This is a genomic window from Skermanella sp. TT6 (assembly GCF_016653635.2).
Lineage (GTDB): Bacteria > Pseudomonadota > Alphaproteobacteria > Azospirillales > Azospirillaceae > Skermanella > Skermanella cutis.
Genome location: NZ_CP067422.1, coordinates 399247 through 423828 on the forward strand (window position 1 = coordinate 399247; position 24582 = coordinate 423828).

The window sequence follows — 24582 nt, forward strand, 5'->3', positions numbered from 1 at the left end:
TGCGGCGCGTGGAACGGCCGGCTAGGAGAACCGGAGCGGTTCCACCTGATCGGGTATCGCTCCAGGGGAGCAGGTTTCGATGCGATGGCTCGGCAGGCGGGGGAACGCTGGAACGGACGCCGGCCCGTCATGATGGCGGCGGCCGTCCACGCCGGTCCCTGTTCGGAGAAGGATGGTAGTCGCTTCGGTTTTCGTCGTGCGCCTGCTGCCCCCCGGGGGGCATGTCAGCAAACGTCATGACGGCGGCATACGCGGGTCTTCGTTCTGCACGGGACGGCGAGTGCTTCGCCTTTCGTCATGCGCGGGCTTGGACCCGCGCATCCACGCGCAAACGCCTCTGGCTTGGCACATCCTTGCCGGTCGGCCTTTGGGCAAGGTGCTGCCCCGACGGGACGGAAGTACCGGCGCCCGGTGCCGTAGCCGTGCGCCCGCTCCCCCCGGGTCATGTCAGCGACTGTCATCAAACGGCCGCCCGTCCCGGTGTTCCTTATTCACGCTGCAAAGATCCGGCACCGGGGTGCGGCGCGGAGTGTGGCATAGAATGGTGAAGGAATAGCTTCCTTACGGGGAGGCCGCAGCGCCGCCAGATCGCTCCGATCCCGCGTCTTCGGCTATGTTTCTTGCGGACGCGGGCCGGTCACGCTTGGGATTTCCGTCAGGGCGACGGCCGGGCGGGTGGGCGGCGGTGGTGCCGGCCGGTAGCTTACAGGAGCTGGTCTGTCCGCCTCGGGTCCGGCCACGCGACCGCGATCAGCACCGGGCGGTCGTAGGCTGCCGTGCCGTCCGGCTCCGGCGCGAGCGGCACGGCGACGGCCTTGAGCATGCCGTCGCGCTCGGCGGCGCGGGGGCCGGGCGGAATCGGGCCGGAGGTCGCCGCCTGCGCCGCGGCGACGTCGAGGGTCAGGCGGCCGACCCGTTCCGCCTGGGCGCGGCTGGCCCAGCCGGTGCCGCGGAATCCTTCGGGCAGGCCGAGCAGTTCGGCGGCCAGCGGGAACAGGGCGAGGAAATATGGCGGGTCGGCGCGCGGGCCGTCGCGGACCAGGACCAGGATCAGGCGGCGGCGGAACGGCATCCACAGGCGGCCGTCGATCTCGGACCAGCGCGGGTGGCGGCCCTCGCAGGGGCGCTGGGCGTGGCGCCAGACGGTGAGCAGCGGGTCGAGCTGGGGGTTCAGCGTGCGCCAGCGGCAGGCCGGGTAGCGGTAGGGGGCACGGGCGGGCGGCCCTTCGCGGCTATTGGACCCGGCCGGCGAGCGTCCCGCCCGCCGCCAGCATGGCCTTGAAGACGGCGCGGACGCGGTCGGCGCCGAGGCCGGAGGCGGCCATGCCGGCGGCGACCATGGCGGGGGTCGGCTCGGGCTCGATAACGGTCATCCCGGTGTCGCGCAGCAGGCCGACGACGTCCAGGGCGTGGGCCATGAGGGACGACGTGAGGGGCGACGGGGCGGCGGCGGTCTGGTCGGGGGACGGCGCGGTGCCGGGGGAATCGGCAGGATCGTTCTGCATGCGGATCGGACCTTCAAGCACGGTCGGGAGAGTAGGCCAAGGGAGGGCGTCTTCCGGAAAGCGCCGGGCGCTCGCCGAAAGCGGGCCGGGAAACCCGGCCGGGCGGCCTGATGGGGTCTGCCGGAGCTTGGTCGCGGTCAGGAACCGCGGGGGGAGCGGCGCGGCCGGTGACGGTGCGGGACGGGAACGGGTGTTCCCGCCGCCGCAGGGATCGAGACCCCTGCGGCGGCGGAGAACAAAGATTGGCGCAGGAACGCGCCGGGTGTGGTATGGGCTTGCGTAGCCATCGATGAGATCCTTGACATGGTGCATCGTTGGTCAGGCCGGGTGGGGAGCTGGTAACTCCTTGCTCGGCCGCCTCGCGGGGTGCGACGGCACGCGAACAGTGCGCCGAATGCGGGCGCATTGTCAAATACTCTGGTAAGTGGGTGCGGGGATGGGTGCAGCAACCGGGAGGGTGGTTGCGTGGTGGGAATGTCGCGTCAGTTTGCCGCTGGTTCCGGGTGGGGCTTGCTGGTCGCCCAGACCCTCTCGACGGCTGTATCGAAAGCTGGCACTCTGGCGCCATGAAGCAGGTTTTTCATGACATAGAAGCCGGCCAGCTGCCTGACGAACTCAAGCGGCGCGGGATCACGCTCGACCGGCGTATCCGCCTGGTGGTCGAAACGATCAAGGCTCGCCTTGCCGGAGGCAAAACCGAAAGCTTCCACTTTGAGATCGCGGTGTGAATGGTTAATGCGAATTCCCAGTCACGGTGCTGTGCGATTAACGAGAACTCACAGTGGAGACAATCGCGGAATTTGTTGGAATTTCGCCGTTCTATGTATCTAACGTCTTTGCCACAGCAACCGCATCTTTCATTTGCTCTTTTGCTACCGACCAACTGCTGAATTTTCCTGTAGTCCGTAAATGTACGGCGACTTTAAAGTAATCTTGGTGAATGGAAACACGCCCCATCTCATACTCCTTCTCATTATCAGAAATGACTGCTGCAAACGCAAGCATGTAGGGATTGTCAAACCCCCGACGTACCGATGCACTCAGAACCTCAACAACAAGTGGAAGTGCTATAACACCAAACTCATCCTGCGCAAGCTGTGGCCCTCTTGCAACTTGTGTTAAGCACCCAGCCAAGTACGCTAAATCCGGAATAAGTCGAATTATAAATCTTCTGGCTCTTTTTACTTTAGAATCGCAAGACGTTGGTCTTTTCACATTTCCTTCATTCAAATTTATGAATGAGACAATATTTCTCTCAATCACCGTCATCGGAGCACCCGAAAGCCAACTACGTAAAGCAATTAGTATTCCATCTTTAGCAACTAATCGTCTGCTTGATCCATCAACGTTACTGTACCCTCTACCAAAAATTTTCGTCAAATTCCAGGGGCGGAGTATTGCATCGAAATCCTCATTGTGATTTATTAATATATTCAAAGCAAATTCCATCCAGGCAAAAGAAGAATTACCAAGTTGACCGATGGCACCGTCAATGGATGTTGCTAAGCTATCGAGGAAACCGCGACCGACTCCCATACGACCTGCAAGCAAATCTATCCAATCCAGTTTAGCTCTGACGTCAGAAACCTCAGCTGCATCTCTTACCGTTTTACATAAACCAGTTACCCATTCTTCAGCACTGTCGTTGCCGCTATTGGAGAACCTCCGGAAGTAGGAAAGTGACCTTCGTAGTGTTCCTTCTAGCTTTGTGTTTTCGTCTGCCATTGGGTGAGCTAAATGTACTACTCTCCGAAATAAATATTCTGCTTCCTCAGATCTTTCACCATGAACTTCAATGTAATCTTTCAATAACTCGATGGGGTCGTTGATTATGAGGCATTGATCATGATCAGAAAATATAGTGTCGAGAATGCTATTCTCTGCAACGCGCGACCCGGCTGGGCTGAAAGTTATGATATCGCCTGGAATAACTATAGCTAATCCAGTTGCAGATAGACCTGCGCGTCCAGCGCGTCCAAGTGCATTGAGTATTTCATGAGAAGGAAGGACAAAGCGAAACTTTTTTTGCTGCTCAGGATCATCTTCGTCAGCTTTGTCGTCAATGCGATCAGTTCCAGCAAGCAATACTAATTGACATGGTAGATTTAGCCCTTGTGCTAGAGTTGATGTCGCTGCAAGAACTTTGAGTTCAGAACTTTTGTCTTGATACACTGTTTCAATCAACATTCTTTCTTCAGGAAGCAACTCTCCATGATGTACTGCAGCATATCCACAGGAACAATCATATATAGCTGATTCCGATCCCGCCTCAAAGATTGCCTGTCTGCGCCACGCAATCTGCCGGTCACTAAGTTCATGTTTTACTTTCGGAAAAGACTCTATTATTTTTTTCATAATACTGCACGTAGATGTGACGCTTTCTGCAAATACAAGTACTTTTAGCCCTTTCTTCACGCCAGCTATTGCTATAGCCGAGGCCACTTCATTCCGGTTGGCTGTGAGCCACCGTCCGCGTGTGTTTGAACCAACACCCAATGTAATATTTGAACCGGTAATACGCGATATCAACCGTGTCTCTCGAAGACCTGGATGCCATCCTGGGCGGAGACTGAACAACGCGTGCGGATGAGCATGCATGCTTTTTTTAATCTCTTTTGGAACGCTGGAGGGTTTGGTTGAATTGTATGTCGAGGAAAGGCGGGAATTAAGATAATCTGTTTCATCGCTGTTGTAAACTACACATCCACGAGCTTGTCGAGTTGGCTTCCATTGATCCGAAAAACTTTGGCATTTACCAGATGTAATTGTTTGAAGCCATGCTGCTAGCTCATTGCCATTCTTTACCATTGCTGATACCAAAAGAAGATCTGATTTAGGACATTCCTTTGTGAATTCAAGAAGGCACAGCATTGCATCTATGCTCCGACGGTTTATTTGTAATTGCTCACGGGGTTGGCGGATCGTGAGCCGTCAGGCGACGGCGAAGGTTCCGCCAATGAGGTCGCGGATGGCGGTCCAGGCGGATTGACCTTGCCGGCGGGCCGTTCCGATCACGGAGCGATAGCCTGCGTGGATGTCCGGTCCCCAGTCGGATCGGAAGCCGTTGGTGACCTTGCGGAAGACCACGGACGGGCGGATTTCCTGCTCGCTGCCGTTGTTGGTCGGCGGCACGCGGCGGTCGGCGAGGAAGACGAAGAACTTGCCCCGCCAGGCCTTGACCAGGCGCTGCAGCTCGCGTCCGGCCGGATGGGCGGCGGGGACGCCGACCAGGGCATCGAGGTCCCGCTCGGCTTTGGCGGCGTAGGCGGCCAGCGTACTGTCCTTCAGGCCCGGTCTTCGTTTGCCGACGCGGATGGCCCAGCGTAGATGATCGCGGATCTTCGGCGCGACCACGGTGTCGCCGCAGTCGATGGCGTACTGCACGTCCCTGAGAACGTGGGCCAGGCAGACTTGGTGGACCCGTCCCAGTTCCTGCTGCCCGGCGTAGCGGTCGGAGATCCACACTTCGGGCCTATGCCCGCCCAGGATCCCGGCGGGCACCGCCCGGCCCCGGCCCGGCGCGATGGTGTGCAGCACGGCTTGCCCGGAATGGAATACCCACTGCCAGTGGGTCACGCCGTTGACCCGCGTCGTGGTCTCGTCCGAGGCGATCACCGGGGCGCCCAGGAGTTTGGCCTTGATCGCCGCGCAGGCCGTGTCGAACGCCACCCCCATGCGGCGCAACGCATTGGCGATGGCCCCCTCGGAGATCGTCAGTCCGAACAACTCCTCCAGCATCCGCGACAGCCGCTCGAAGCCGACATGATGGCTGTGGTGCAGATAGGCCAGCAGCGCCCGGATGCCCGGCCCGAAAGGGGTGCCCGGCGGCATGGCGGCGGGCGGGGCGGCCCGGTAGCGCCGCCCGCAATCGCCGCACCGGCCGCCGAACAGCTCGACCCGCGTCACCACCGGGCGGATCACCGGAAGGTCGATGTGGTCGTAGCGGTGCCGGCACCGCTGGGCGGCCTCGGGCACCGCCGTCCCGCAATGCGGACAGCACTCGGCTAGGCGGCGCTCGGTCCGGTCCGGATCGTCGGCCAGCGGGCGCGACACTCCGGGCCGCGACGGCCGCGGCTTGCGCCGGCGCTTGGCGTCCGCCTTGCGCGACGCACCGCCAGGGCCGTCCTGCGACGGCGGAATGTGCGAATTGGCCGACGTCTTCCGCGGCTTCCCGACCAGCGCTTCCAGTTCGGCGACCCGCGCCGCCAGACGCTCGATCAGTGCCGCCTGCTCGACCAGCAGGGCGTCCTTCTCAGCCTCACTCAGGCGATAGCGCGGCGGTTTCTCCATCCCGAAGTGGACTCATATTCTAGGCCGCAGCGCAACCCTTTTCGCCAACCCCGTGAGCAATTACGTTTATTTGACGCCTCAATCCGTTTTGATTTATTATACCTGGATCAAGTATATGGCACTCATCGAATATAAGGACGCCGACCCTCGAAAACATAGATGGTGAGAATGACAAAAGAGCAAGGCATTTTTCCGGTGTCATCACAGCAATACTAGGAAGGTTGTCGATATTTGGTTCATCGAGTGACACGTTAGCAATGTCACGTGCAAGAGCCAAGACTGAAAGGCGCTCCTTCAAATCTCTTTCTGCTTGAGCTGCCAAAGCGTGAGTAGGGGCGAGGTATACTGCCAATCTTCCAGCTGCTAACACAGATGCAATTTTTAAAGTGGCTATAGTTGTTTTTCCTGCACCTGTTGGGCATGTGGTGACAAGTGATTGCCCTGAATTGAGAAAACCGGTAGCCACTGCTCCGAGGTGATTCCCCCATAAAAAGGGGCGTCTCTTTGCTTCATCACTTGTCCAACTCCGCCATTTATGAATGTCTACGCCAGAAGGTGGTGGTATTCTTGTCAGTGCAGATCCAGCAAGTGTTCTAGTCGCTACTTTCAATAGACATGATAAGTGATGTGGTCCACAAAAAACGGTTGGTACAGTGCCCAAATCATGATAGTTTTTAACGTCGAAAGATAATCTAATCACTTGGTCAAAGATACTTTGGCTTGGATAAATATTACCCTTAAGGTCTTCCGCTTCAATAATTTCTCTAGCAAATGAGATAATTCCTTGTTGTATTCTTGTGTATAAGGAAGTTAAGGCAGCTTCTTCAAGGTCAAAGGTTTCCTGATAATCTATTTTAGGCTGGTCCATTCTAGGTAGTTCCATACCGGCTAATTTCTTGATTTGACCAGACGCTAGCATCTTCAATCCCGATAACAACAATCCGATAACCCCCTGTGGAATCTCAGCGGTTACCGGTAGAATGAAATCCGCCATATCGTAAGCATCAGCTGGACGCTGGGCAATCAAGAGGAGGAGCGAAGCGGCGATAGCAGATCCAATTCCGTCACCGTCAAGCCGTGCAGGCTTATGATGAGTTTCTTTCAGAGTTTCAATTTGGAGCAACATTTGCCTAGCGGCAGCTGAGACAAAAGCAGCTGCCGTTCTATCGTCTACGGATATATCAAGTACAATCAAACCTTCATATGTTTCTGCAAGCCGCCTCATTCCTCGAGTCAGATCTTCTAAAGTAACTAAGAACTCTGGAAGATCTATGGGCGATTGTATCCTGAGGCGAGCTGCTGCAATTTCGGCATGAGCTGCAGATAGCTCGTCGGCTAGGTGAGAGAGATCCAACCCTGCGAGCGGAGGAGCACTTTCAATCAGATTCCTTGTGAAAGAGTCAAACATTCCATAGTCCCCATCATATAAAGTTCCGCAGCAGTATCATTAGCTAAGCCATCAAGAAACAGACGGATATTGTCTAGTGGAAGTACACATGCTGTGCGATGATCTACATTTTTCTTTACAACTTCGTCGTATCCCTCAAAAAGGTGTGCATAATTTGTTTTTCGTTCGTCTTTTTTTGTCGCTGTCACAGAGACTCTGTAACCACGTATGTTGTTCCACATTACATCTTTAAAGACTTCTTCAGGGTCAATAGTCAAAGTATTTTTTAGAATTGCTGAAACTGATTCTAATATTTCGTCATCTCGATCTTCATTCTCAATTGACCGAAACTCGGGCCATACTGAACTCTGGATGGTTTTCCTGGGGTGAATCGTCGCTTTATCTTCGCAGATAAATAACGCTGTAAGCTTGAGATCGCCATCCGATACCCTTATGAATGTGCTATCAAATCCCTTGTCTGAAAGTCTAACATGAGGGGGGCTAGATAAGATATTCCTGTTTCTAATTTTTGCGGCCAGCCAAGAAATATTCTGGAACAGAAGACCATCTCTCTGCTCTCTTCTCTTCTCAGCAATTTTTTCGGCCTTGTCCACCAAATCAGGGTTGCTGCTTTTGAGATCTTCCTCTAGATCATGAAGCTCTATCGATAATTTTGCTATCGCATTTTCAAAAATTTTGCCTGGAAAGTGTGCTTTTCCAGGATTGAGAGCAGCCAGAACACGCTCAGCATGCTGAGGTTTACGTGCATAGATCCACGCTAATGCTTTTACTAGGAGTTCTCGGTCAGCGATGTGCCATAATGATACACTACATACATCACGATGTATGTACTCCTCAAAGTTGAGTGCGCTTGACATGTTACAGCATCCTAGACGTTACTCTTTATGGATTATCATCTTTAGTGGTGGGATGTCTATAAAAATTTTCGAAGAATGTAAGTAAATTAGGCTCTAGATACTAGATGTAATCATTCTGTACAATGAGAATGAATGATTGTATTGAGCGGAGTCAACGCACCGGCGCGCTTGAACTGCACCGTCGCATGCACCGCAAGTTCATTTCGAATCATCCGGCGTTGATGCTTGTACTGCTTAGCCGTAGGATTTCCCCATGGAGTACGAGTGAGACAACAGGAATGATACCGCCAATCGGAGCAAGCACGGCCTTGGTTTTGCGGACGGTATCCCGGCTCTTGAAGATTCCGATGCGGAGTTCTCAATCGAACGAAACGGCGATTCGCCATAGGAGCGCATTATCACGATCGGGATGAACGGCTTCCGCGTGCTCTTCGTTGTCACGACGGAGCCGGGCGAGAAGCGCACCCGCATCATCAGCGTCAGAATGGCTGAGCGGCATGAGGAGCGATAGTATCACGAAGGTCGTCCATAACCCCGGCGATCCGCTGCCCGACACGGGAACCGATTGGGCGCGGGTGGATTCCCTGACCGATGCCGAAGTGCATACCGCCGCGGTGTCCGATCCCGATGCCCAGCCCTTGACGGCGGCACGGCTTACAGGGATGCGCAAGGTCGTCAACTTGAAGAAGCGGCGCGAGCGCCTCGGCCTGACGCAACAGGCATTTGCCGACGCCTACGGCATCCCGGTCGGCACGCTTCGCGACTGGGAGCGGCGCCGGAGAACGTCCGATGCTCCCGCCAGGGCCAATCTGGAGGTCATCGACACCGATCCGGAGAGCATCGTGTGCCAGCGCCGGATCGCGTGACCGGAAAGGATATGCAAGCCGGCAGCGCCTTGCCTGCGGCGGAGCAGTGCGCCGGCCAAGCGGGAGCCGGTATGGACAAGAACCCATCAGGCTGTTTCAAGGTTGGCGGCACTTCGCGGAGGCCATCCCAGGCGACAATTGACGCCAACGCTTTGGTCGGCCAAAGTGACTATTGTAGTCTCACGATCGGGAATGCACCATGCGCGAAATCCAGTTGAGGGATGCGAAGGCGTCGCTGTCGGCAGTGATCGACGATGCCGTGCAGGGTTGCCCGTCGGTCATCACGAAGCATGGCAAACCCACGGCCGTCATCGTCAGCTTCGAGGAATGGGAGCGTATGTCGCGGATTCCGTCTTTCGGATGGCTGCTGATGTCGGCTCCGCTCCAGGCGGATGACCTGCCCGAGAGGGATGCTGCGCCGATCCGGCCGGCGGATTTCTGATCGTGCCGCCCCTCGTTCGACGTGTCCCTGCGTAGTATGCGGCGTAGATGTATTTGGTCGACACCAACGTCCTTTCCGCCGGCGCATCCGCAAGCACTTCGTTATCCATCGGTTCGGTTTCGAGGAACGATTTGCTGGCGTGGATGGATGCCGCGTCGGACCGGCTGTTTCTGTCCGTGGTCACGGTCACCGAGATCGAGGCCGGGATAGCCAAGGCGGCCCGGCAGGGAGCGACGCGCAAGGCTGCCGACTTGGCGGAATGGCTCGATGCCCTCGTTCATCTGTACGGGAATCGGATTCTGCCGGTCGATCCGGCGATTGCGCGGTTGGCGGGAAAGCTTGCGGATGTCGCCCAGGGCGGCGGGTTCGCGCCGGGCACGGCGGATATCCTGATCGCGGCGACCGGAATGCGTCATGGGCTTGTCATCCTGACGCGCAACTTCCGGCATTTCGGGCCGCTGGGCGTCGCGGCGATCGATCCGTTCGAAACTCTGCCGACATCATGATCAGTGCGGTGGGAGATCAGCATTGACGGACGGGTTCCATGAATGACGCACAGGATCAAGTCGATCTCGCGGATGCCGATGTCGTGAAGACCCGTTTGGCTGCCGGTGAAACCGAGGTGTTCTCCTTCGACGTGGCGGAAAGGATGCTCGATGGCGAACATCCGGTCGTTGTATTGCGGGAGCACCGGAGGTTCACGATCCGGGAACTGGCGGAGGTTGCCGGGGTTTCGCCGTCGCACCTGTCGGGGATCGAGTCGGGGAAGACGCCGGGCAGTTCCGATGTGATGGCACGGATCGCGGCGGCGCTTCGGGTGCCGTCGGATCTGCTCGCCGAGCGGTGAGCGGGCGGGCGGGCGTGCCGGCAGTCGCTTTGCTCTCGCCGAGCGTTTCGTTTATTGCGTTTGAGGTCCGGAAGGCGCATAAACGGTCAGCTTGCAAGGAGGCAGACATGAACGCGCTGATCAGGAGGCCGGAGAGCGTCGTACCGACTGACGAGGATGCCCGACTGGCGGCGGAATTGAGTCGCGTTTTGGCGGCAAGCCGTGAAAATGCAGCCCTCCGGGTGCAATTGGACGATGGGCGGGCACTGACGCTGCCCATGGCCGCGACCCGGTTGCTGGAGCAAGTATTGACCGAAATGGCACACGGCAATGCCGTCACCCTGATACCCGTCCATGCGGAGCTGACCACACAGGAAGCGGCGGATTACCTCAATGTGTCGCGTCCATACCTGGTGCGTCTGCTCGAAGAGAACTTCATCCCGTTCCACAAGGTCGGGACCCATCGCAGGGTCAGGTTCCAGGACCTGAAGACCTATAAGGAACAGGCCGATGCGAAGCGCGAGATGGCCATGGGCGATCTTGTGGCCCAGGCTCAGGAACTGGACCTGGGTTATTGATCTTGGCCGGCTTCACCGTTGTCTATGATGCCTGCGTTCTTTATCCCGCACCTTTACGGGACCTGCTGATCGAACTCGCCGCTGCGAACCTGTTCCGCGCGAAGTGGACTGATGCGATCCATGATGAATGGATCAGGAACCTGCTTTCCAACCGGCCGGATTTGGGTATCGAACGGCTGCGCCGAACACGGGAACTGATGAATACGGCTGTGCTCGATTGCTTGGTCAAAGGTTATGAGCATCTGATTCCCGCCGTTTCTCTGCCGGACGAGGATGACCGCCATGTCGTCGCAGCCGCCATACACTCCCGCGCTGACGCTATCGTGACGTTCAACCTGAAGGATTTTCCGGCGAGCGAGCTATCCAGGCACGATTTCGAAGCGGTCCACCCGGATGAATTCATTCAGAGTCTGTTCGAACTGGACGGAGCGGCCGTCGTCATAGCTGCGCAGAGATATCATCGTAAGCTCAAGAATCCACCGAAATCCGCAGGGGAATATCTTGATACCCCTCTCCGACAGTCGCTGCCAAAAACCGTGGCTTCTCTTCGGCCCTTCTCCGAGGTGATCTGAAGCCGCTCACCGGCACGGGGCCGCCGCCGCCCCCTGTACCCTTCACGGGTCGAATGGTCAGCGGTATCATAGCGCCGTTGACTGATCGGGCCGATCCGCCGGGAGCAACCTTTTGCCCCCTGTGTCACGAACACCTGGGGGGGACGCGTGCCCCGGCGGCAGGCCGCGGCTGAGGCCCAGTGGGGAGTCAGCGCCAAGCGAGCGCCAGTACAGGGGTGGATCCAGGCTGCGGCGGCCCATTTGGATGGGAGCCCTTGAATGAGTGAGATGTTCGACTGGTATGTCGGCATCGACTGGGCGAGCGAGGTTCATCAGGTCTGCCTGGTCGATGATCGTGGCGTGGTACGCGGGGAGCGCGCGGTGCGCCACAGTGGCGAGGAACTGGCCGGTCTGGCGGCTTGGCTGATCGAGACCACGGGCGCCGCTCCGGAACGCATCGGCATTGGCATCGAACTGCCCCACGGTCCGGTCGTGGAGAGCCTGATGGAACGCGGCTTCGCGGTGCACGCCATCAATCCCAAGCAACTCGACCGCTTCCGGGACCGATTTTCAGTTTCCGGAGCCAAGGACGACCGGCGCGATGCCCGGGTGTTGGGCGACAGCCTGCGCACCGATACCCGCTGCTTCCGGCGCCTGAGGCGGGATGAGCCCAGAATGATCGAACTGCGCGAACGGCTGCGCATGACCGAGGAGTGTAAGCACGAGCGCGTTCGCCTGACCAATCGGATGCGCGAGCAGCTCTGGCGCTATTACCCGCAGATTCTGGACCTATCCGACGATCTGTCGGCGGCATGGTTGCTGGATCTTTGGGCGCTGGCGCCAACGCCGGCCAAGGCGCGCCGGGTGCGCGAGAGCACGATCGCCAAGCTGCTGAGGAAGCATCGGATTCGCCGGCTCGACGCCGCCGAAGTGGTGCGACGCCTGCGTCGTCCGGCGCTGACGGTGGCGTCCGGCACGGTCGAGGCGGCGAGCGCCCATGTCGGCGCTTTGCGCGACCGGCTGCGCCTCGTCAACCGCCAGATCTCGGCGGCCGAGCGGCGGGTCGACCAGATCCTGACCGAGTTGGCGGCCTCTCCAGAGGAACCGGAGGCGGTGCCGGGGCAGCCGCCACAGCAGAGCGACGTGACGATCCTGCGCTCCTTGCCGGGGGTTGGGAGGATCGTCTGCGCCACTCTGCTGGTCGAGGCCGGCGAGCCCCTGAAGGCGGGTGACCATCAAGCCCTGCGGGCGCTGGCCGGCGTGGCGCCGGTGACCCGGCGTAGTGGCAAGAGTTGCATCGTGCTGATGCGTCAGGCCTGTTGCCAGCGTCTGCGCGACGCAGTCTATCATTGGAGCCGTGTCGCGGTCCAATGCGACGCCACCTGCAAGGTGCGCTATCAAGCCCTGCGCAAAGCCGGCCACAGTCATGGCCGGGCGTTGCGCACGGTCGGCGACCGGCTGCTGGAAACCGCTTGCGCCATGTTGCGTGGCCGCGGCTTGTACGACCCGCAACGCGCCGGGCGGACACGCCAAGCCGCCTGAAGCAAGCCTCTGAAACTGGGCGGAGGTGATACTGTCCCTTACATCCGATGGAGGCGGCGCTTCCGGCGGAACGGCACGAGTCAAGCCCGTGCCGCCATCGGCGGTGACCCGCAGGGTCAGGCTTGACGCGTGTCGGGCCGTCGGGAACCATAATCATCGGACGTAAGGGGCACCCCCAGACACTACTCGGATCATTGACAAGCGGTGGGGAGTCCCTCCCCTCACCCCGGCGCCGTGCCGCCCAGCTCGTTGGTCACCGCGGCGGCGGCCTGCCGCACCAGCCCGCCCAGCGAGGCCACGCGGTCGTCGGTCACGCGGGCCTTCGGGCCGGAGACGGACAGGGCGCCGATCGGCTGGCTGCGCTCGTCATAGATGGTCGCGGCGACGCAGCGCAGGCCGATCGCGTGTTCCTCGTTGTCCACCGCATAGGCGCGGGTGCGGACCTGTTCCAGGTCGGCTTCAAGCGCCTCCAGCGTCGTCAAGGTCGCGGCGGTGAAGCGGGGAAGGCCGCGCTGTTCCATCAGGTTGCGGACATACTGCGGCGCCATGCGGGCCAGCAGCGCCTTGCCGGCGGCGGAGCAGTGCAGCGGCAGGCGGGAGCCGGGCGGGGCCAGGGCGCGCATCATCTGGTGGCATTCGACCTGGGCCAGATAGACCACCTCGTGGTTCTCGATGATCGCCAGGTTCACCGTCTCGCTCGCCTGGTCCATCAGCTGGCGCATGCGCGGGCGGGCGAGGTCCACGACGTTGCGGGTCTTCAGGAAGCCGCTGCCGCTGATGAAGGCCTGCACGCCGACATACCAGCTCCGGGTGGCGCCGTCGAAGCGGACATAGCGTTCCTGCTGGAGCGTGGTCAGCAGGCGGTGGGCGGTCGAGGGGGACAGGTCGGCGGTGCGGGCCAGCTCGGTCAGCGACATCGGGCCGTCGGCCTCGCCCAGGATCGTCATGATGTGGAGCGCGCGGACCAGGGACTGGACCGTCTGGGATCGGGGGTCGGCCGCCGTCGCGGACGCCGCCTTGGAGGGGGTCGGCGGTTCGGAACGTATCAATGTCTCTTCCTGGCTTCCCATCACCTGACCCACGTTGCCGAATGGAGTTCGTTCTCGTTCTCGTTCTTGGACCGGTCGGTTGATCTTCGTCCTGGCCGGGGGCGGGACTGGTGGTGGAGGGTCCTCTCCCTGTCCCCTCCCCTGTCGTCATAGCCGGGCTTGACCCGGCTATCTCCTCCGTTGCCGCCGCGGGTTCGGCCTGGGGGAGATGACCGGGTCAAGCCCGGTCATGACGTTCCAGGGCGGTTAGGGCCGCCGGGGCCGCCGGGGCGGCCGGGGCGGCCGGGGCGGCCGGGGCGGGTTGGAGGGTTCGGGGCGGCGGGAGGGGTGGAGGCCGCCCCGCTCCCCTACTCCGCCGCCTGGGCGGCTTCCCGCAGCGGTTCGACCCGGGCCGCGCAGTACTTGAACTCCGGGATCTTGCCGAAGGGGTCGAGCTGCGGGTTGGTCAGCACGTTGGCGGCAGCCTCGGCGTAGCAGAACGGCATGAAGATCAGGCCGGTCGGCACCGCATAGTCGGCCCGCGCCACCAGCTCCACATGGCCGCGCCGGGTGGCGACGCGCATCCGGTCGCCGCCGTTCAGGCCCAGCCGGCGCAGGTCGGCGGGGGCCATGTAGGCGACGGCTTCCGGCTCCAGGTCGTCCAGCACCTGCGCCCGGCGGGTCATCGCGCCGGTGTGCCAGTGCTCCAGCTGGCGGCCGGTGGTCAGAACCATCGGGTACTCGGCGTCGGGCTCCTCGGCCGGCGGGATGATCGCCGCCGGCACCAGCCGGCCGCGGCCCGTCTCGGTCGGGAAACCGTTGCCGAACACGATCTCGTGGCCCGGCTGGTCCGGCGCGTCGCACGGGTATGTCACGGAATGCTCGCGCTCCAGCCGCTCCCACGTGATGTTCGCCAGCGACGGCATGGCCTTGGTCATCTCGGCGAAGACATCGCGCGGATGGGTGTAGGTCCAGTTGAGCCCCAGCCGGTTGGCGAGCTGGGCGACGATCTCCCAGTCCTGGCGGGCCTCGCCCGGCAGCGGCAGAGCCTTGCGGCCCATCTGCACTTGGCGGTTGGTGTTGGTCGCGGTGCCGTCCTTCTCCGGCCAGGCGGAGGCCGGAAGGACCACGTCGGCGTACTTGGCCGTCTCGGTCAGGAAGATGTCCTGGACCACGAGATGGTCGAGCTTCGCCAGCGCCTCGCGGGCGTGGCCCACGTCCGGGTCGGACATGGCCGGGTTCTCGCCCATGATGTACATGCCGCTGATCTTGCCGTCATGGATCGCGTCCATGATCTCGACCACGGTCAGGCCGCGCTTGCCCGGCAGCTTGCTGCCCCACAGATCCTCGTAGAACTCGCGGATCTTTGGGGTTTCCACCGACTGGTAGTCGGGGAAGACCATGGGGATCAGGCCGGCGTCGGACGCGCCCTGCACGTTGTTCTGGCCGCGCAGCGGATGCAGGCCGGTGCCGGGGCGGCCGATCTGGCCGGTGGTCAGCGCCATCGAGATCAGGCAGCGCACGTTGTCGGTGCCGTGGGTGTGCTGGGACACGCCCATGCCCCAGAAGATGATCGAGGCCTCGGACCGGGCGTAGAGGCGCGCCACCGTGCGCAGCTCGTCGGCGGAGATGCCGCAGATCTCCTCCATCCGCTCGGGCGTGTAGTCCTTGACGTGCTCCTTCAGCTCCTCGAAGTCCTGGGTGTTGGCCTGGACATATTGCTGGTCGTACAGGTTCTCCGTGACGATGACGTTGAGCAGGGCGTTCAGCATCGCCACGTCGCGGCCCGGCTTGAACTGGAGCATGTGGGTGGAGAAGCGCTTCAGCGCCTGGCCGCGCGGGTCCATCACCACCAGCTTGGCGCCCCGCTCCACCGCGTTCTTGAAGAAGGTCGCGGCGACCGGGTGGTTCTCGGTCGGGTTGGCGCCGATCACCACGATCACCTCGGCGTCCTGGGCCGCCATGAAGGGGGCCGTCACCGCGCCGGAGCCGATGCCCTCGATCAGCGCCGTCACCGAGGAGGCGTGGCACAGCCGGGTGCAGTGGTCGACGTTGTTGGTGCCGAAGCCGGTGCGGACCAGCTTCTGGAACAGGTAGGCCTCCTCGTTCGAGCCCTTGGCGGAGCCGAAGCCGGCCAGCGCGTCGCCGCCCCGCTCGTCGCGGATCCTCGCCAGGCCCTTGGCCGCCACCTCCAGCGCCTCTTCCCAGCTGGCGCGGCGGAAATGGGTCAGCGGGTTCTCGGGGTCGATGTCCACGTCATGCTTGGACACGCCCTCGCGGCGGATCAGCGGGACGGTCAGCCGGTCCTCGTGGTGGACATAGTCGAAGCCGAAGCGGCCCTTGACGCACAGCCTGTTCTGGTTGGACGGGCCGTCGCGGCCGGTCACCGACAGGATCTTGTCGTCCTTGATGTTGTAGGTCAGCTGGCAGCCGACGCCGCAATAGGGGCAGACGCTGTCCACCTTGCGGTCGGGCGCCGCGGCGAAGACGCCGGTGTGCAAGTCCACCTGGGTGGCCGGCATCAGCGCGCCGGTCGGGCAGGCCTGGACGCACTCGCCGCAGGCGACGCAGGTGCTGCTTCCCATGGGATCGTCGAAGTCGAAGACGATCTTCTCGGCGTGGCCGCGCATCGCCATGCCGATCACGTCGTTGACCTGGACCTCGCGGCAGGCGCGGACGCACAGGTTGCACTGGATGCAGGCGTCGAGCTGGACCGCCATGGCGGGATGGCTGAAGTCCTTCTCGGGTGCCGCGTCGGCGCCGGGGAAGCGGCTGTCGGTCACGTCCAGCTTGTCGGCCCACTGCCAGAACTTGGCGTCGGGGTCGTGCGCCTCCTTCCGGTCGGGCTGGTCGCCGACCAGCAGCTCGAACACCAGCTTGCGGGCCGACTTGGCGCTCTCGCTCGCGGTGTTGACCTTCATGCCGTTCTGCGGCTTGCGGATGCAGCTCGCGGCCAGGACGCGCTCTCCCTCGACCTCGACCATGCAGGCGCGGCAGTTGCCGTCGGGCCGGTAGCCGGGGGCCGGGGAATAGCAGAGGTGGGGGATCTCGGTGCCGCGACGGTTGGCGACCTGCCAGATGGTCTCGCCGGGACGGGCCTCGACCTCTTCGCCGTCGAGGAAAAATCGGATCGCCTCGGTCATGTCAGGTCCTCCGGGAAATGCTTCATGATTTGCTTGATCGGGTTCATGGCGGCCTGGCCCAGGCCGCAGATCGAGGCCGAGGTCATGACCTTCGCCAGCTCGCCCAGCAGCGGCTGGTCCCAGCGGGGACGCTCCAGCAGCTTGACGGCCTTCTCGGTGCCGGCGCGGCAGGGGGTGCACTGGCCGCAGCTCTCGTCCTCGAAGAACTTCATCAGGTTCAGGCCGACCGCCTTCATGTCGTCCTTGTCGGACAGCACGACCACGGCGGCGGAGCCGATGAAGCAGCCGTGCTGCTCAAGGGTGCCGAAATCCAGCGGGATGTCGCCCATGCTGGCCGGCAGGATGCCGCCGGAGGCGCCGCCGGGCAGGTACGCCTTGAAGGTGTGGCCGTCCTCCATGCCGCCGCAGAACTCGTCGATCAGTTCCGTGATGGTGACGCCGGCGGGGGCCAGCTTGACGCCGGGCTCCTTCACGTGGCCGGAGACGGAGTAGCTGCGCAGGCCCTTGCGGCCGTTGCGGCCGTGGCCCGACCACCATTCCGGCCCCTTCTCCACGATGTCACGGACCCAGAAGACGGTCTCGATGTTGTTGATCAGCGTCGGCTGGCCGAACAGGCCGACCTGGGACGGGAACGGCGGCTTGTGGCGCGGCAGGCCGCGCTTGCCCTCGAGGCTTTCCAGCATCGCCGATTCCTCGCCGCAGATATAGGCGCCGGCGCCGCGGCGCATGTGGATCCTGGTGTGCCGGCTGAGGCCCGCCTGCTCGACCTTCGCGATCTCGCGGTCCAGGATCTCGCGGCACTGGGGGTATTCGTCGCGCAGATAGACGTAGACGTCGGTCGCCTCCACCGCCCAGGCACCGATCAGCATCCCTTCCAGGAAGCGGTTGGGGTCGGTCTCCAGGTAGTGGCGGTCCTTGAAGGTGCCGGGCTCGCCCTCGTCGCCGTTGATCGCCATCAGGCGCGGCCCCGGCTCGGCCCGGACGAAGCGCCACTTGCGCCCGGTCGGGAAGCCGGCGCCGCCCAGGCCGCGCAGGCTGGAGCCTTCCAGGGCGGTCAGGATCGATTCCAGGTCGCGGGTGCCGTCCAGGCACTCTTCCAGGAGCTTGTAGCCGCCGCCGGCGCGGTAGTCGTCGAACCCGTGATAGTCGGGGACATGGGGATGGGTGTGGCCGGCGTCGAGCGCCTGTTTGACGTTCTCCACCGTGGCGTGCTCGTGCAGGGCATGGCCGAGCGCCACCGCGGGAGCGTTGTGGCAGGCGCCCATGCAGGGCGCGCGGATGACGCGGACATCGGGACCGACCGCGTCCGGCAGGGCCTCGAGCAGCTTGGCCGCACCCTTCAGCTCGCAGGTCAGGCTGTCGCACACCCGGATCGTCAGCGGCGGCGGGGCTTCCTCGCCGTCGAACACGATGTCGAAATGGGCGTAGAAGCTGGCGACCTCGTACACCTCGACCAGGGCCAGCCGCATCTCCTGCGCGAGGGCCACCAGATGGCGCGCGTGCAGGGCATGGTAGCGGTCCTGGAGGAGGTGCAGGTGCTCGATCAGCAGGTCCGGGCGGCGGGGACGGTCGCCGAGCAGGTCCCGGACCTCGGCCAGCGCGACCAGGTCTATCTGGCGCCCCCTCGGTTGCCCACGGGTCTTGCGGCGCCCCGCACCGGGATGCCTGTTGTTGGGTTCGTTGGGAATGGCCGTGTCCATGGTTTCCTGCCCCTGCTTCTTCGTTCTCTTCTTACCTCGTCCCAGGCAAGGTCCCGGTCAGCGTCCCATCGCCTGGAGCATGGTGCGCCCCAGGCTCGCCGGGCTGTCCGCGACGTGGATGCCGGCCGCCGTCAGCGCCTGCACCTTGAAGTCGGCGGTGTCGTTGCCGCCCGAGATCACGGCGCCGGCGTGGCCCATCCGGCGGCCCGGCGGTGCCGTGCGGCCGGCGATGAAGCCGACGACCGGCTTGCTAGTGCCGCTGGCCTTGACGAACTCGGCGCCCTTGACCTCGGCGTCGCCGCCGATCTCGCCGATCATGATGATGCCCTCGGTCTCGTCGTCCTTCAGGAACAGGTCGAGGCTGTCCACGAAGTTGGTGCCGTTCACCGGGTCGCCGCCGATGCCGATGCAGGTGGTCTGGCCGAGGCCGGCCGCGGTCGTCTGCGCCACCGCCTCATATGTAAGCGTTCCCGAGCGGGAAACGATGCCGATCTTGCCGCGGCGGTGGATATGGCCCGGCATGATGCCGATCTTGCACTCGTCCGGCGTGATGATCCCGGGGCAGTTGGGGCCGATCAGCCGGGTCGCGGAGCCGGCCAGCGCCCGCTTCACCTTGACCATGTCGAGGACGGGGATGCCCTCGGTGATGCAGACGACCAGCGCGATCTCGGCGTCGATCGCCTCCAGGATCGCGTCGGCCGCGAAGGGCGGCGGGACGTAGATCACGCTGGCGTTGGCGCCGGTGTCCTTGACCGCGTCGGCGACCGTGTCGAAGACGGGCAGGTCCAGGTGCTTGGTGCCGCCCTTGCCGGGGGTCACGCCGCCGACCATCCGGGTGCCGTAGGCGATCGCCTGCTCGGAGTGGAAGGTCCCCTGCGCGCCGGTGAAGCCCTGGCAGATGACCCGCGTTTCGGAATTGACGAGAACCGACATGTCAGGCGGCCTTTCTCTGGACGGCGTCGACGATCTTCTTGGCCGCGTCGGCAAGATCGTCGGCGGAGAGGATGGGAAGGCCGGATTCGGCGAGGATGCGCTTGCCCATCTCGACGTTGGTGCCTTCGAGGCGGACGACCAGCGGGACATGGAGCGAGACTTCGCGGGCCGCGGCCACGACGCCCTCGGCGATCACGTCGCAGCGCATGATGCCGCCGAAGATGTTGACCAGGATGCCTTCGACGTTCTTGTCCGACAGGATCAGCTTGAACGCGGTGGTCACCCGCTCGCGCGTGGCGCCGCCGCCGACGTCGAGGAAGTTGGCCGGCTCGCCGCCGTACAGCTTGATGATGTCCATGGTCGCCATCGCCAGCCCGGCGCCGTTGACCATGCAGCCGATGTTGCCGTCGAGCTTGATGTAGTTCAGCTCGTGCTTGGCGGCCTCGCGCTCGGAGGCTTCCTCCTCGTCCGGGTCGCGCAGCTCCTCCACGTCCTTGTGGCGGAACAGGGCGTTGTCGTCGAAGTTCATCTTGGCGTCGAGCGCGATGATCTCGCCGGCGCCGGTCACGACCAGCGGGTTGATCTCGACGATCGAGGCGTCCAGGTCAACGAAGGCCTTGTAGGCGGCCATGATGAACTTGACCGCGGCGTTGACCTGTTTGCCTTCCAGGCCCAGGCCGAAAGCCAGCTTGCGGGCGTGGAAGCCGGAGATGCCGGTCGCCGGGTCGATCGCGACCTTCAGGATCTTCTCCGGCGTGTTGTGGGCGACCTCCTCGATCTCCATGCCGCCCTCGGTGGACGCCATGACGGTGACCCGCGAGGTGGCGCGGTCCAGCAGCAAGCCCAGGTACAGCTCGCGCTTGATGTCGCAGCCTTCCTCGATGTAGAGGCGCTTCACTTCCTTGCCGGACGGGCCGGTCTGCTTGGTTACCAGGATCTGGTTCAGCATTTCCCGGGCGTTGGACGAGACGTCCTGGACCGACTTGACGACGCGGACGCCGCCCTTTCCGTCGGGATTGTTCTGGAAACGGCCGGCGCCGCGGCCGCCGGCGTGGATCTGGGACTTCACGACCCAGACCGGGCCGCCCAGCTCGTTCGCGACCTTCTCGGCCTCCTCCGGCGTGAAGGCGACGCCGCCGCGCGGCACCACGACGCCGTAGCGCTTGAGCAGGGCCTTGGCCTGGTACTCATGGATGTTCATTACGGCCCTCCCTGGGCATTTATTCTTGTCCCGTACCGGGAGAGCGGGCCGAAACCCGCTCCCACGATGCGGAAAGCTGGAAGTCTTACAGCAAGCCGGCGGCGCGTGCCCACTTATACTTTGCGCCTAGCACCGCGACCGGGGTCTCGGTCGAGTAGGGGTAGGCCACGATGCCGTGCTGGTACAGGTAGTCCGCGGCCTCCTCGACCTGGACGTCGCCGGCCAGGGACGCCACCACCGGCTTGACGATGCCCTTGTCGCGCATCTCCTGGACGACCTCGGTGATCACCTTCGCGAACACCATCGGCGGGGTGATGATGGTGTGCCAGTAGCCCAGGATCAGGGCGTGGATGCGCTCGTCCTCCAGGCCCAGCCGGACCGTGTTCTGGTAGGTGGTCGGCGGCTCGCCGCCGGTGATGTCCACCGGGTTGCCCGCGGCGCCGAACGGCGGGATGAACTTGCGGAACGCGGCGTCCAGGTCGGACGGCATGGTCATCAGGTTCAGCCCGTTGTCCACGCAGGCGTCCGACAGCAGCACGCCCGAACCGCCGGCGCCGGTGATGATCACCACGTTCTCGCCCTTCGGGGTCGGCAGGACCGGCACGCCGCGGGCGAACTGGAGGAGATCCTGGAGGGAGCGTGCGCGGATCACGCCGCTCTGCTTCAGCACGTCCTCGTAGATCTTGTCGTTGCCGGCCAGCGCGCCCGTGTGGGAGCTGGCGGCGCGGGCGCCGAGCGAGGTGCGGCCGGCCTTCAGGACGACGACGGGCTTCTTCTTGGAGACGCGCTTGGCGGCCTCGGAGAAGGCGCGGCCGTCCTTCAGGTCCTCCAGGTGCATGGCGACGATCTGGGTGTTGTCGTCATGCTCGAAGAAGGTCAGCAGGTCGTCCTCGTCGATGTCCGACTTGTTTCCAAGGCCGACGATCGCGGAAACGCCCATCTTGGTCGAGCGGCTGAAGCCGATGATCGCCATGCCGATGCCGCCGGACTGGGACGACAGCGCCGCCTTGCCCTTGACGTCGAACGGCGTGCAGAAGGTCGCGCACAGGTTCAGCGGGGTGTAGTAGAAGCCGTAGATGTTCGGCCCCATCAGGCGGATGTCGTATTTCCGCGAGATCGCGACCAGCTCGTCCTGGCCTTCCACGTTGCCGGTCTCGGCGAAGCCCGACGGGATCAGGATGGCGCCGGCGATGCCCTTCTCGCCGACCTCGGTCAGGGCCTGGGCCACGAACTTGGCCGGGATCGCGAAGACGGCGATGTCGACGTTGCCGGGGATGTCCTTGACGCTCTTGTACGCCTTGTAGCCCAGGACCTCGTCCAGCTTGGGGTGGACCGGGTAGATGTCGCCCTTGTAGCCGCCGTTGATGAGGTTCTTCATCACGGAATTGCCGATCTTGCCGTCCTCGGTCGAGGCGCCGATCACGGCCACCGCAGCCGGCTTCATGATGCGGTTCATCTTGTTGAGGATCTGCTCCTCGTTCGGCCGGTAGCGCTGGACCTTCGCCTCGAAGTCGAGCACCACGCGGACGTCGGCGGCGGTGGCGCCGTCGGCCCGGGCGAACACCGGGTTCAGGTCCAGCTCGACGATCTCGGGGACCTCGTCCACCAGGCGGGAGACGTTGACCAGGATGGTCGCCAGCGCCTCGCGGTCGACCGGCTCGGAGCCGCGGACGCCCTTCAGCATCTCGGCGGCCTGGATGCCGTCGAGCATGGACAGCGCGTCGTCGCGGGTGATCGGGGCCAGGCGGAAGGTGATGTCCTTCAGCACCTCGACCAGGATGCCGCCCAGGCCGAAGGCGACCAGCTTGCCGAAGCTGGGGTCGGTCACGGCGCCGATGATGACTTCCTGGCCGCCCTTCAGCATCTGCTGGACCTGGATGCCGTGGATGTCGGCCTTGGCGTCATAGGCCTTGGCGTTGTCGATGATCTTCTGGAAGCCGCTGCGGGCCTCCTCGGCGTTCTTGACGCCGACCAGCACGCCGCCGGCTTCGGTCTTGTGCAGGATCTGCGGCGAGACGATCTTGAGCACGACCGGGAAGCCCATGCCTTCCGCGAGGCGGGCGGCGTCGTCGGCGGTCTTGGCGAGTCCTTCCTGCGGCACGGGGATGCCGTAGACGTCGCACAGCTCCTTGGCTTCGGGAGCGGTCAGGCTGTCGCGGCCCTCGGACTTGGCCTTGGCGAGCAGGCGGCTGACGACTTCCTTGGCATTGCCTTTGTCGATTACTGCAGTCATTGGGGTTTCCTCTCTGGTACTCGCTGGAGTTTCCCGCTTGTTGCAGGCCGTGGAGGGGCTTTCGCGGAACGGCCCTTGGCCTCCACGGGTGTCGAATCTTCTTCCGGCCTCCTGGAGGGGATACCCGGATCAGGTCCGGGCATCCCCCCCCGGCACCGCCTACTCGGCCGCCAGCCGCGTCGCCTGTCCGACCGCGCCGGAGTTCTTGATCTCGGCGATCCGGTTGTCGTCGAAGCCGAGCACGTCGCGCAGGATCTCGTCGGTGTGCTCGCCCAGCAGCGGGGACCGGGTGACCTCGGTCGGGCTGTCCGACAGCTTGATCGGGTTGCCGACGCTCAGGTACTTGCCGCGGGTCGGATGATCGACCTCGACGATGGTACCGGTCTTGCGCAGCGACTGGTCCTCGGCGATCTCCTTCATGGACAGGATCGGGCCGCAGGGGATGTCGTACTTGTTGAGGATGTCCATGGCCTCGAACTTGGTCTTGGTCATGGTCCATTCCTCGACCGTCGCGAAGATCTCCTTCAGCTTCGGCAGGCGGGCGGCCGGCTTGGCGTATTCCGGATCGGTGACCCATTCCGGCTTGTTGATGACCGTGCAGATCTTCTCCCACACCGGGGCCTGTGTGATGAAGTAGATGTAGGCGTTGGGGTCGGTCTCCCAGCCCTTGCACTTCAGGATCCAGCCGGGCTGGCCGCCGCCCGACGCGTTGCCGGCGCGCGGCACGGTGTCGCCGAACTCGCCGTGCGGGAACTGCGGGTATTCCTTCAGCGGGCCGTGGGCCAGGCGCTGCTGGTCGCGCAGCTTGACGCGGCACAGGTTCAGCACGCCGTCCTGCATGGCCGCCAGGACCTGCTGGCCGCGGCCGGTGCTGTTGCGCTGGTACAGCGCCGCGACGATCCCCAGCGCCAGGTGCAGGCCGGTGCCGCTGTCGCCGATCTGGGCGCCGGTGACCAGCGGCGGGCCGTCGTCGAAGCCGGTGGTGGAGGCGGCGCCGCCGGCGCACTGGGCGACGTTCTCATAGACCTTGCAGTCCTCGAACGGGCCGGGGCCGAAGCCCTTGACCGAGGCGACGATCATGCGCGGGTTCAGCTCCTGGATGCGCTCCCAGGAGAAGCCCATGCGCTTCAGCACGCCCGGCGCGAAGTTCTCGACCAGCACGTCGCAGGTCTTGACCAGTTCCTCCAGCACCTTCTTGCCTTCCGGCGACTTGGTGTCGAGCGTGATGGAGCGCTTGTTGTGGTTCAGCATCGTGAAATAGAGGCTGTCCACGTCCGGAATGTCGCGCAGCTGACCACGGGTGATGTCGCCCTCGCCGGGCCGTTCCACCTTGATCACGTCGGCGCCGAACCAGGCGAGCAGCTGGGTGCAGGTCGGTCCCGACTGGACATGGGTGAAATCCAGGATACGGACGCCGTCTAATGCCTTGGTCATTGCAATCCTCCCGAGGTCTTGCGTGGTGTGTTACTGACCGCGTTT

Annotated in this window: 22 protein-coding genes; 9 read left to right on the top strand and 13 right to left on the bottom strand. The window is 63.0% G+C overall.

The features are described from left to right. Positions 1–703: 703 nt before the first annotated feature. Both IGS68_RS33265 and IGS68_RS33270 read right to left on the bottom strand, forming a co-directional pair. Positions 704–1072, bottom strand: a complete 369-nt coding sequence (locus IGS68_RS33265) for a hypothetical protein (RefSeq protein WP_201083099.1) — start codon at positions 1070–1072, stop codon at positions 704–706. Positions 1073–1232: 160 nt separating this feature from the next. Beyond that, positions 1233–1505 carry a hypothetical protein gene (locus IGS68_RS33270; RefSeq protein ID WP_201083100.1) on the bottom strand — a complete coding sequence of 91 codons (273 nt, stop codon included), beginning with the start codon at positions 1503–1505 and terminating at the stop codon, positions 1233–1235. A 566-nt stretch (positions 1506–2071) separates the two neighbouring features. Here IGS68_RS33270 and IGS68_RS33275 point away from each other — a divergent pair. After that, the gene (locus tag IGS68_RS33275) at positions 2072–2233 is read left to right on the top strand and encodes a hypothetical protein (protein WP_201083101.1); all 162 of its coding nucleotides are present in this window, start codon (positions 2072–2074) and stop codon (positions 2231–2233) included. A gap of 91 nt (positions 2234–2324) precedes the next feature. Here IGS68_RS33275 and IGS68_RS33280 read toward each other — a convergent pair whose 3' ends face one another. Genes IGS68_RS33280 through IGS68_RS33295 form a run of 4 tightly spaced genes read right to left on the bottom strand, consistent with a single transcriptional unit; the run spans position 2325 to position 8060 of the window. Next, on the bottom strand, positions 2325–4376 hold the full coding sequence (locus tag IGS68_RS33280; RefSeq protein WP_201083103.1) for a hypothetical protein: 2052 nt from the start codon (positions 4374–4376) through the stop codon (positions 2325–2327). Between the two features lie 60 nt (positions 4377–4436). After that, positions 4437–5795 (bottom strand): IS66 family transposase, encoded by a 1359-nt coding sequence (tnpC, locus tag IGS68_RS33285; protein WP_201070572.1) that lies wholly within the window; start codon positions 5793–5795, stop codon positions 4437–4439. Positions 5796–5814: 19 nt separating this feature from the next. After that, positions 5815–7203, bottom strand: a complete 1389-nt coding sequence (locus IGS68_RS33290) for a DEAD/DEAH box helicase (RefSeq protein WP_201083105.1) — start codon at positions 7201–7203, stop codon at positions 5815–5817. Beyond that, on the bottom strand, positions 7176–8060 hold the full coding sequence (locus IGS68_RS33295) for a hypothetical protein (RefSeq protein WP_201083107.1): 885 nt from the start codon (positions 8058–8060) through the stop codon (positions 7176–7178). The genes IGS68_RS33290 and IGS68_RS33295 overlap by 28 nt, the downstream gene beginning before the upstream one ends. A gap of 409 nt (positions 8061–8469) precedes the next feature. On the opposite strand from IGS68_RS33295, the gene IGS68_RS36395 reads away from it, so the two are divergent. The 8 genes from IGS68_RS36395 to IGS68_RS33335 all read left to right on the top strand — a co-directional run bounded on the left by IGS68_RS36395 (position 8470) and on the right by IGS68_RS33335 (position 12865). Continuing rightward, complete coding sequence (locus IGS68_RS36395) at positions 8470–8571, top strand: BrnT family toxin (protein WP_201083109.1); 102 nt, start codon at positions 8470–8472, stop codon at positions 8569–8571. Continuing rightward, the gene (locus IGS68_RS33305; RefSeq protein WP_201083111.1) at positions 8558–8926 is read left to right on the top strand and encodes a helix-turn-helix domain-containing protein; all 369 of its coding nucleotides are present in this window, start codon (positions 8558–8560) and stop codon (positions 8924–8926) included. The genes IGS68_RS36395 and IGS68_RS33305 overlap by 14 nt, the downstream gene beginning before the upstream one ends. Positions 8927–9125: 199 nt before the next feature. After that, positions 9126–9368: a type II toxin-antitoxin system Phd/YefM family antitoxin gene (locus IGS68_RS33310; RefSeq protein ID WP_201083113.1), complete on the top strand. Its 243-nt coding sequence runs from the start codon at positions 9126–9128 to the stop codon at positions 9366–9368. A gap of 47 nt (positions 9369–9415) precedes the next feature. Then, the gene (locus IGS68_RS33315; protein WP_201083115.1) at positions 9416–9874 is read left to right on the top strand and encodes a type II toxin-antitoxin system VapC family toxin; all 459 of its coding nucleotides are present in this window, start codon (positions 9416–9418) and stop codon (positions 9872–9874) included. A gap of 38 nt (positions 9875–9912) precedes the next feature. Next, the gene (locus IGS68_RS33320) at positions 9913–10215 is read left to right on the top strand and encodes a helix-turn-helix domain-containing protein (RefSeq protein WP_201083116.1); all 303 of its coding nucleotides are present in this window, start codon (positions 9913–9915) and stop codon (positions 10213–10215) included. Between the two features lie 107 nt (positions 10216–10322). Next, positions 10323–10772: a helix-turn-helix domain-containing protein gene (locus IGS68_RS33325; protein WP_201083118.1), complete on the top strand. Its 450-nt coding sequence runs from the start codon at positions 10323–10325 to the stop codon at positions 10770–10772. Then, positions 10772–11344, top strand: coding sequence for a PIN domain-containing protein (locus tag IGS68_RS33330; protein WP_201083564.1), 573 nt, complete (start codon positions 10772–10774; stop codon positions 11342–11344). The genes IGS68_RS33325 and IGS68_RS33330 overlap by 1 nt, the downstream gene beginning before the upstream one ends. A 258-nt stretch (positions 11345–11602) precedes the next feature. Continuing rightward, complete coding sequence (locus IGS68_RS33335) at positions 11603–12865, top strand: IS110 family RNA-guided transposase (RefSeq protein WP_201070323.1); 1263 nt, start codon at positions 11603–11605, stop codon at positions 12863–12865. 221 nt (positions 12866–13086) lie between these two features. Here IGS68_RS33335 and IGS68_RS33340 read toward each other — a convergent pair whose 3' ends face one another. From IGS68_RS33340 to frc, 7 genes are all read right to left on the bottom strand, one after another. Beyond that, the gene (locus tag IGS68_RS33340) at positions 13087–13914 is read right to left on the bottom strand and encodes an IclR family transcriptional regulator domain-containing protein (protein WP_247881503.1); all 828 of its coding nucleotides are present in this window, start codon (positions 13912–13914) and stop codon (positions 13087–13089) included. Positions 13915–14261: 347 nt separating this feature from the next. Next, on the bottom strand, positions 14262–17036 hold the full coding sequence (gene fdhF / locus IGS68_RS33345; RefSeq protein WP_201083121.1) for a formate dehydrogenase subunit alpha: 2775 nt from the start codon (positions 17034–17036) through the stop codon (positions 14262–14264). Then, positions 17033–18736, bottom strand: a complete 1704-nt coding sequence (locus IGS68_RS33350; protein ID WP_201083123.1) for an NAD(P)H-dependent oxidoreductase subunit E — start codon at positions 18734–18736, stop codon at positions 17033–17035. The genes fdhF and IGS68_RS33350 overlap by 4 nt, the downstream gene beginning before the upstream one ends. A gap of 57 nt (positions 18737–18793) precedes the next feature. Beyond that, positions 18794–19669: a succinate--CoA ligase subunit alpha gene (sucD, locus tag IGS68_RS33355; RefSeq protein ID WP_201083125.1), complete on the bottom strand. Its 876-nt coding sequence runs from the start codon at positions 19667–19669 to the stop codon at positions 18794–18796. Position 19670: 1 nt separating this feature from the next. After that, positions 19671–20870: an ADP-forming succinate--CoA ligase subunit beta gene (sucC, locus tag IGS68_RS33360; protein ID WP_201083127.1), complete on the bottom strand. Its 1200-nt coding sequence runs from the start codon at positions 20868–20870 to the stop codon at positions 19671–19673. A gap of 85 nt (positions 20871–20955) precedes the next feature. Then, on the bottom strand, positions 20956–23103 hold the full coding sequence (locus tag IGS68_RS33365) for an acetate--CoA ligase family protein (protein WP_201083129.1): 2148 nt from the start codon (positions 23101–23103) through the stop codon (positions 20956–20958). Between the two features lie 159 nt (positions 23104–23262). After that, positions 23263–24537, bottom strand: coding sequence for a formyl-CoA transferase (gene frc / locus IGS68_RS33370; protein WP_201083131.1), 1275 nt, complete (start codon positions 24535–24537; stop codon positions 23263–23265). Positions 24538–24582: the final 45 nt, after the last annotated feature.

Bases quoted from the DNA above. Each gene is read 5' to 3' on its own strand.
- IGS68_RS33320 (WP_201083116.1), top strand. From the start codon at position 9,913: ATGAATGACGCACAGGATCAAGTCGATCTCGCGGATGCCGATGTCGTG.
- sucC (WP_201083127.1), bottom strand. From the start codon at position 20,870: ATGAACATCCATGAGTACCAGGCCAAGGCCCTGCTCAAGCGCTACGGC.
- IGS68_RS33295 (WP_201083107.1), bottom strand. From the start codon at position 8,060: ATGTCAAGCGCACTCAACTTTGAGGAGTACATACATCGTGATGTATGT.
- IGS68_RS33275 (WP_201083101.1), top strand. From the start codon at position 2,072: ATGAAGCAGGTTTTTCATGACATAGAAGCCGGCCAGCTGCCTGACGAA.
- tnpC (WP_201070572.1), bottom strand. From the start codon at position 5,795: ATGGAGAAACCGCCGCGCTATCGCCTGAGTGAGGCTGAGAAGGACGCC.
- IGS68_RS33265 (WP_201083099.1), bottom strand. From the start codon at position 1,072: ATGCCGTTCCGCCGCCGCCTGATCCTGGTCCTGGTCCGCGACGGCCCG.
- IGS68_RS33315 (WP_201083115.1), top strand. From the start codon at position 9,416: ATGTATTTGGTCGACACCAACGTCCTTTCCGCCGGCGCATCCGCAAGC.
- IGS68_RS33290 (WP_201083105.1), bottom strand. From the start codon at position 7,203: ATGTTTGACTCTTTCACAAGGAATCTGATTGAAAGTGCTCCTCCGCTC.
- IGS68_RS33365 (WP_201083129.1), bottom strand. From the start codon at position 23,103: ATGACTGCAGTAATCGACAAAGGCAATGCCAAGGAAGTCGTCAGCCGC.
- IGS68_RS36395 (WP_201083109.1), top strand. From the start codon at position 8,470: ATGAACGGCTTCCGCGTGCTCTTCGTTGTCACGACGGAGCCGGGCGAG.
- IGS68_RS33280 (WP_201083103.1), bottom strand. From the start codon at position 4,376: ATGCTGTGCCTTCTTGAATTCACAAAGGAATGTCCTAAATCAGATCTT.
- IGS68_RS33310 (WP_201083113.1), top strand. From the start codon at position 9,126: ATGCGCGAAATCCAGTTGAGGGATGCGAAGGCGTCGCTGTCGGCAGTG.
- sucD (WP_201083125.1), bottom strand. From the start codon at position 19,669: ATGTCGGTTCTCGTCAATTCCGAAACGCGGGTCATCTGCCAGGGCTTC.
- frc (WP_201083131.1), bottom strand. From the start codon at position 24,537: ATGACCAAGGCATTAGACGGCGTCCGTATCCTGGATTTCACCCATGTC.
- IGS68_RS33305 (WP_201083111.1), top strand. From the start codon at position 8,558: ATGAGGAGCGATAGTATCACGAAGGTCGTCCATAACCCCGGCGATCCG.
- IGS68_RS33325 (WP_201083118.1), top strand. From the start codon at position 10,323: ATGAACGCGCTGATCAGGAGGCCGGAGAGCGTCGTACCGACTGACGAG.
- IGS68_RS33270 (WP_201083100.1), bottom strand. From the start codon at position 1,505: ATGCAGAACGATCCTGCCGATTCCCCCGGCACCGCGCCGTCCCCCGAC.
- IGS68_RS33350 (WP_201083123.1), bottom strand. From the start codon at position 18,736: ATGGACACGGCCATTCCCAACGAACCCAACAACAGGCATCCCGGTGCG.
- fdhF (WP_201083121.1), bottom strand. From the start codon at position 17,036: ATGACCGAGGCGATCCGATTTTTCCTCGACGGCGAAGAGGTCGAGGCC.
- IGS68_RS33335 (WP_201070323.1), top strand. From the start codon at position 11,603: ATGAGTGAGATGTTCGACTGGTATGTCGGCATCGACTGGGCGAGCGAG.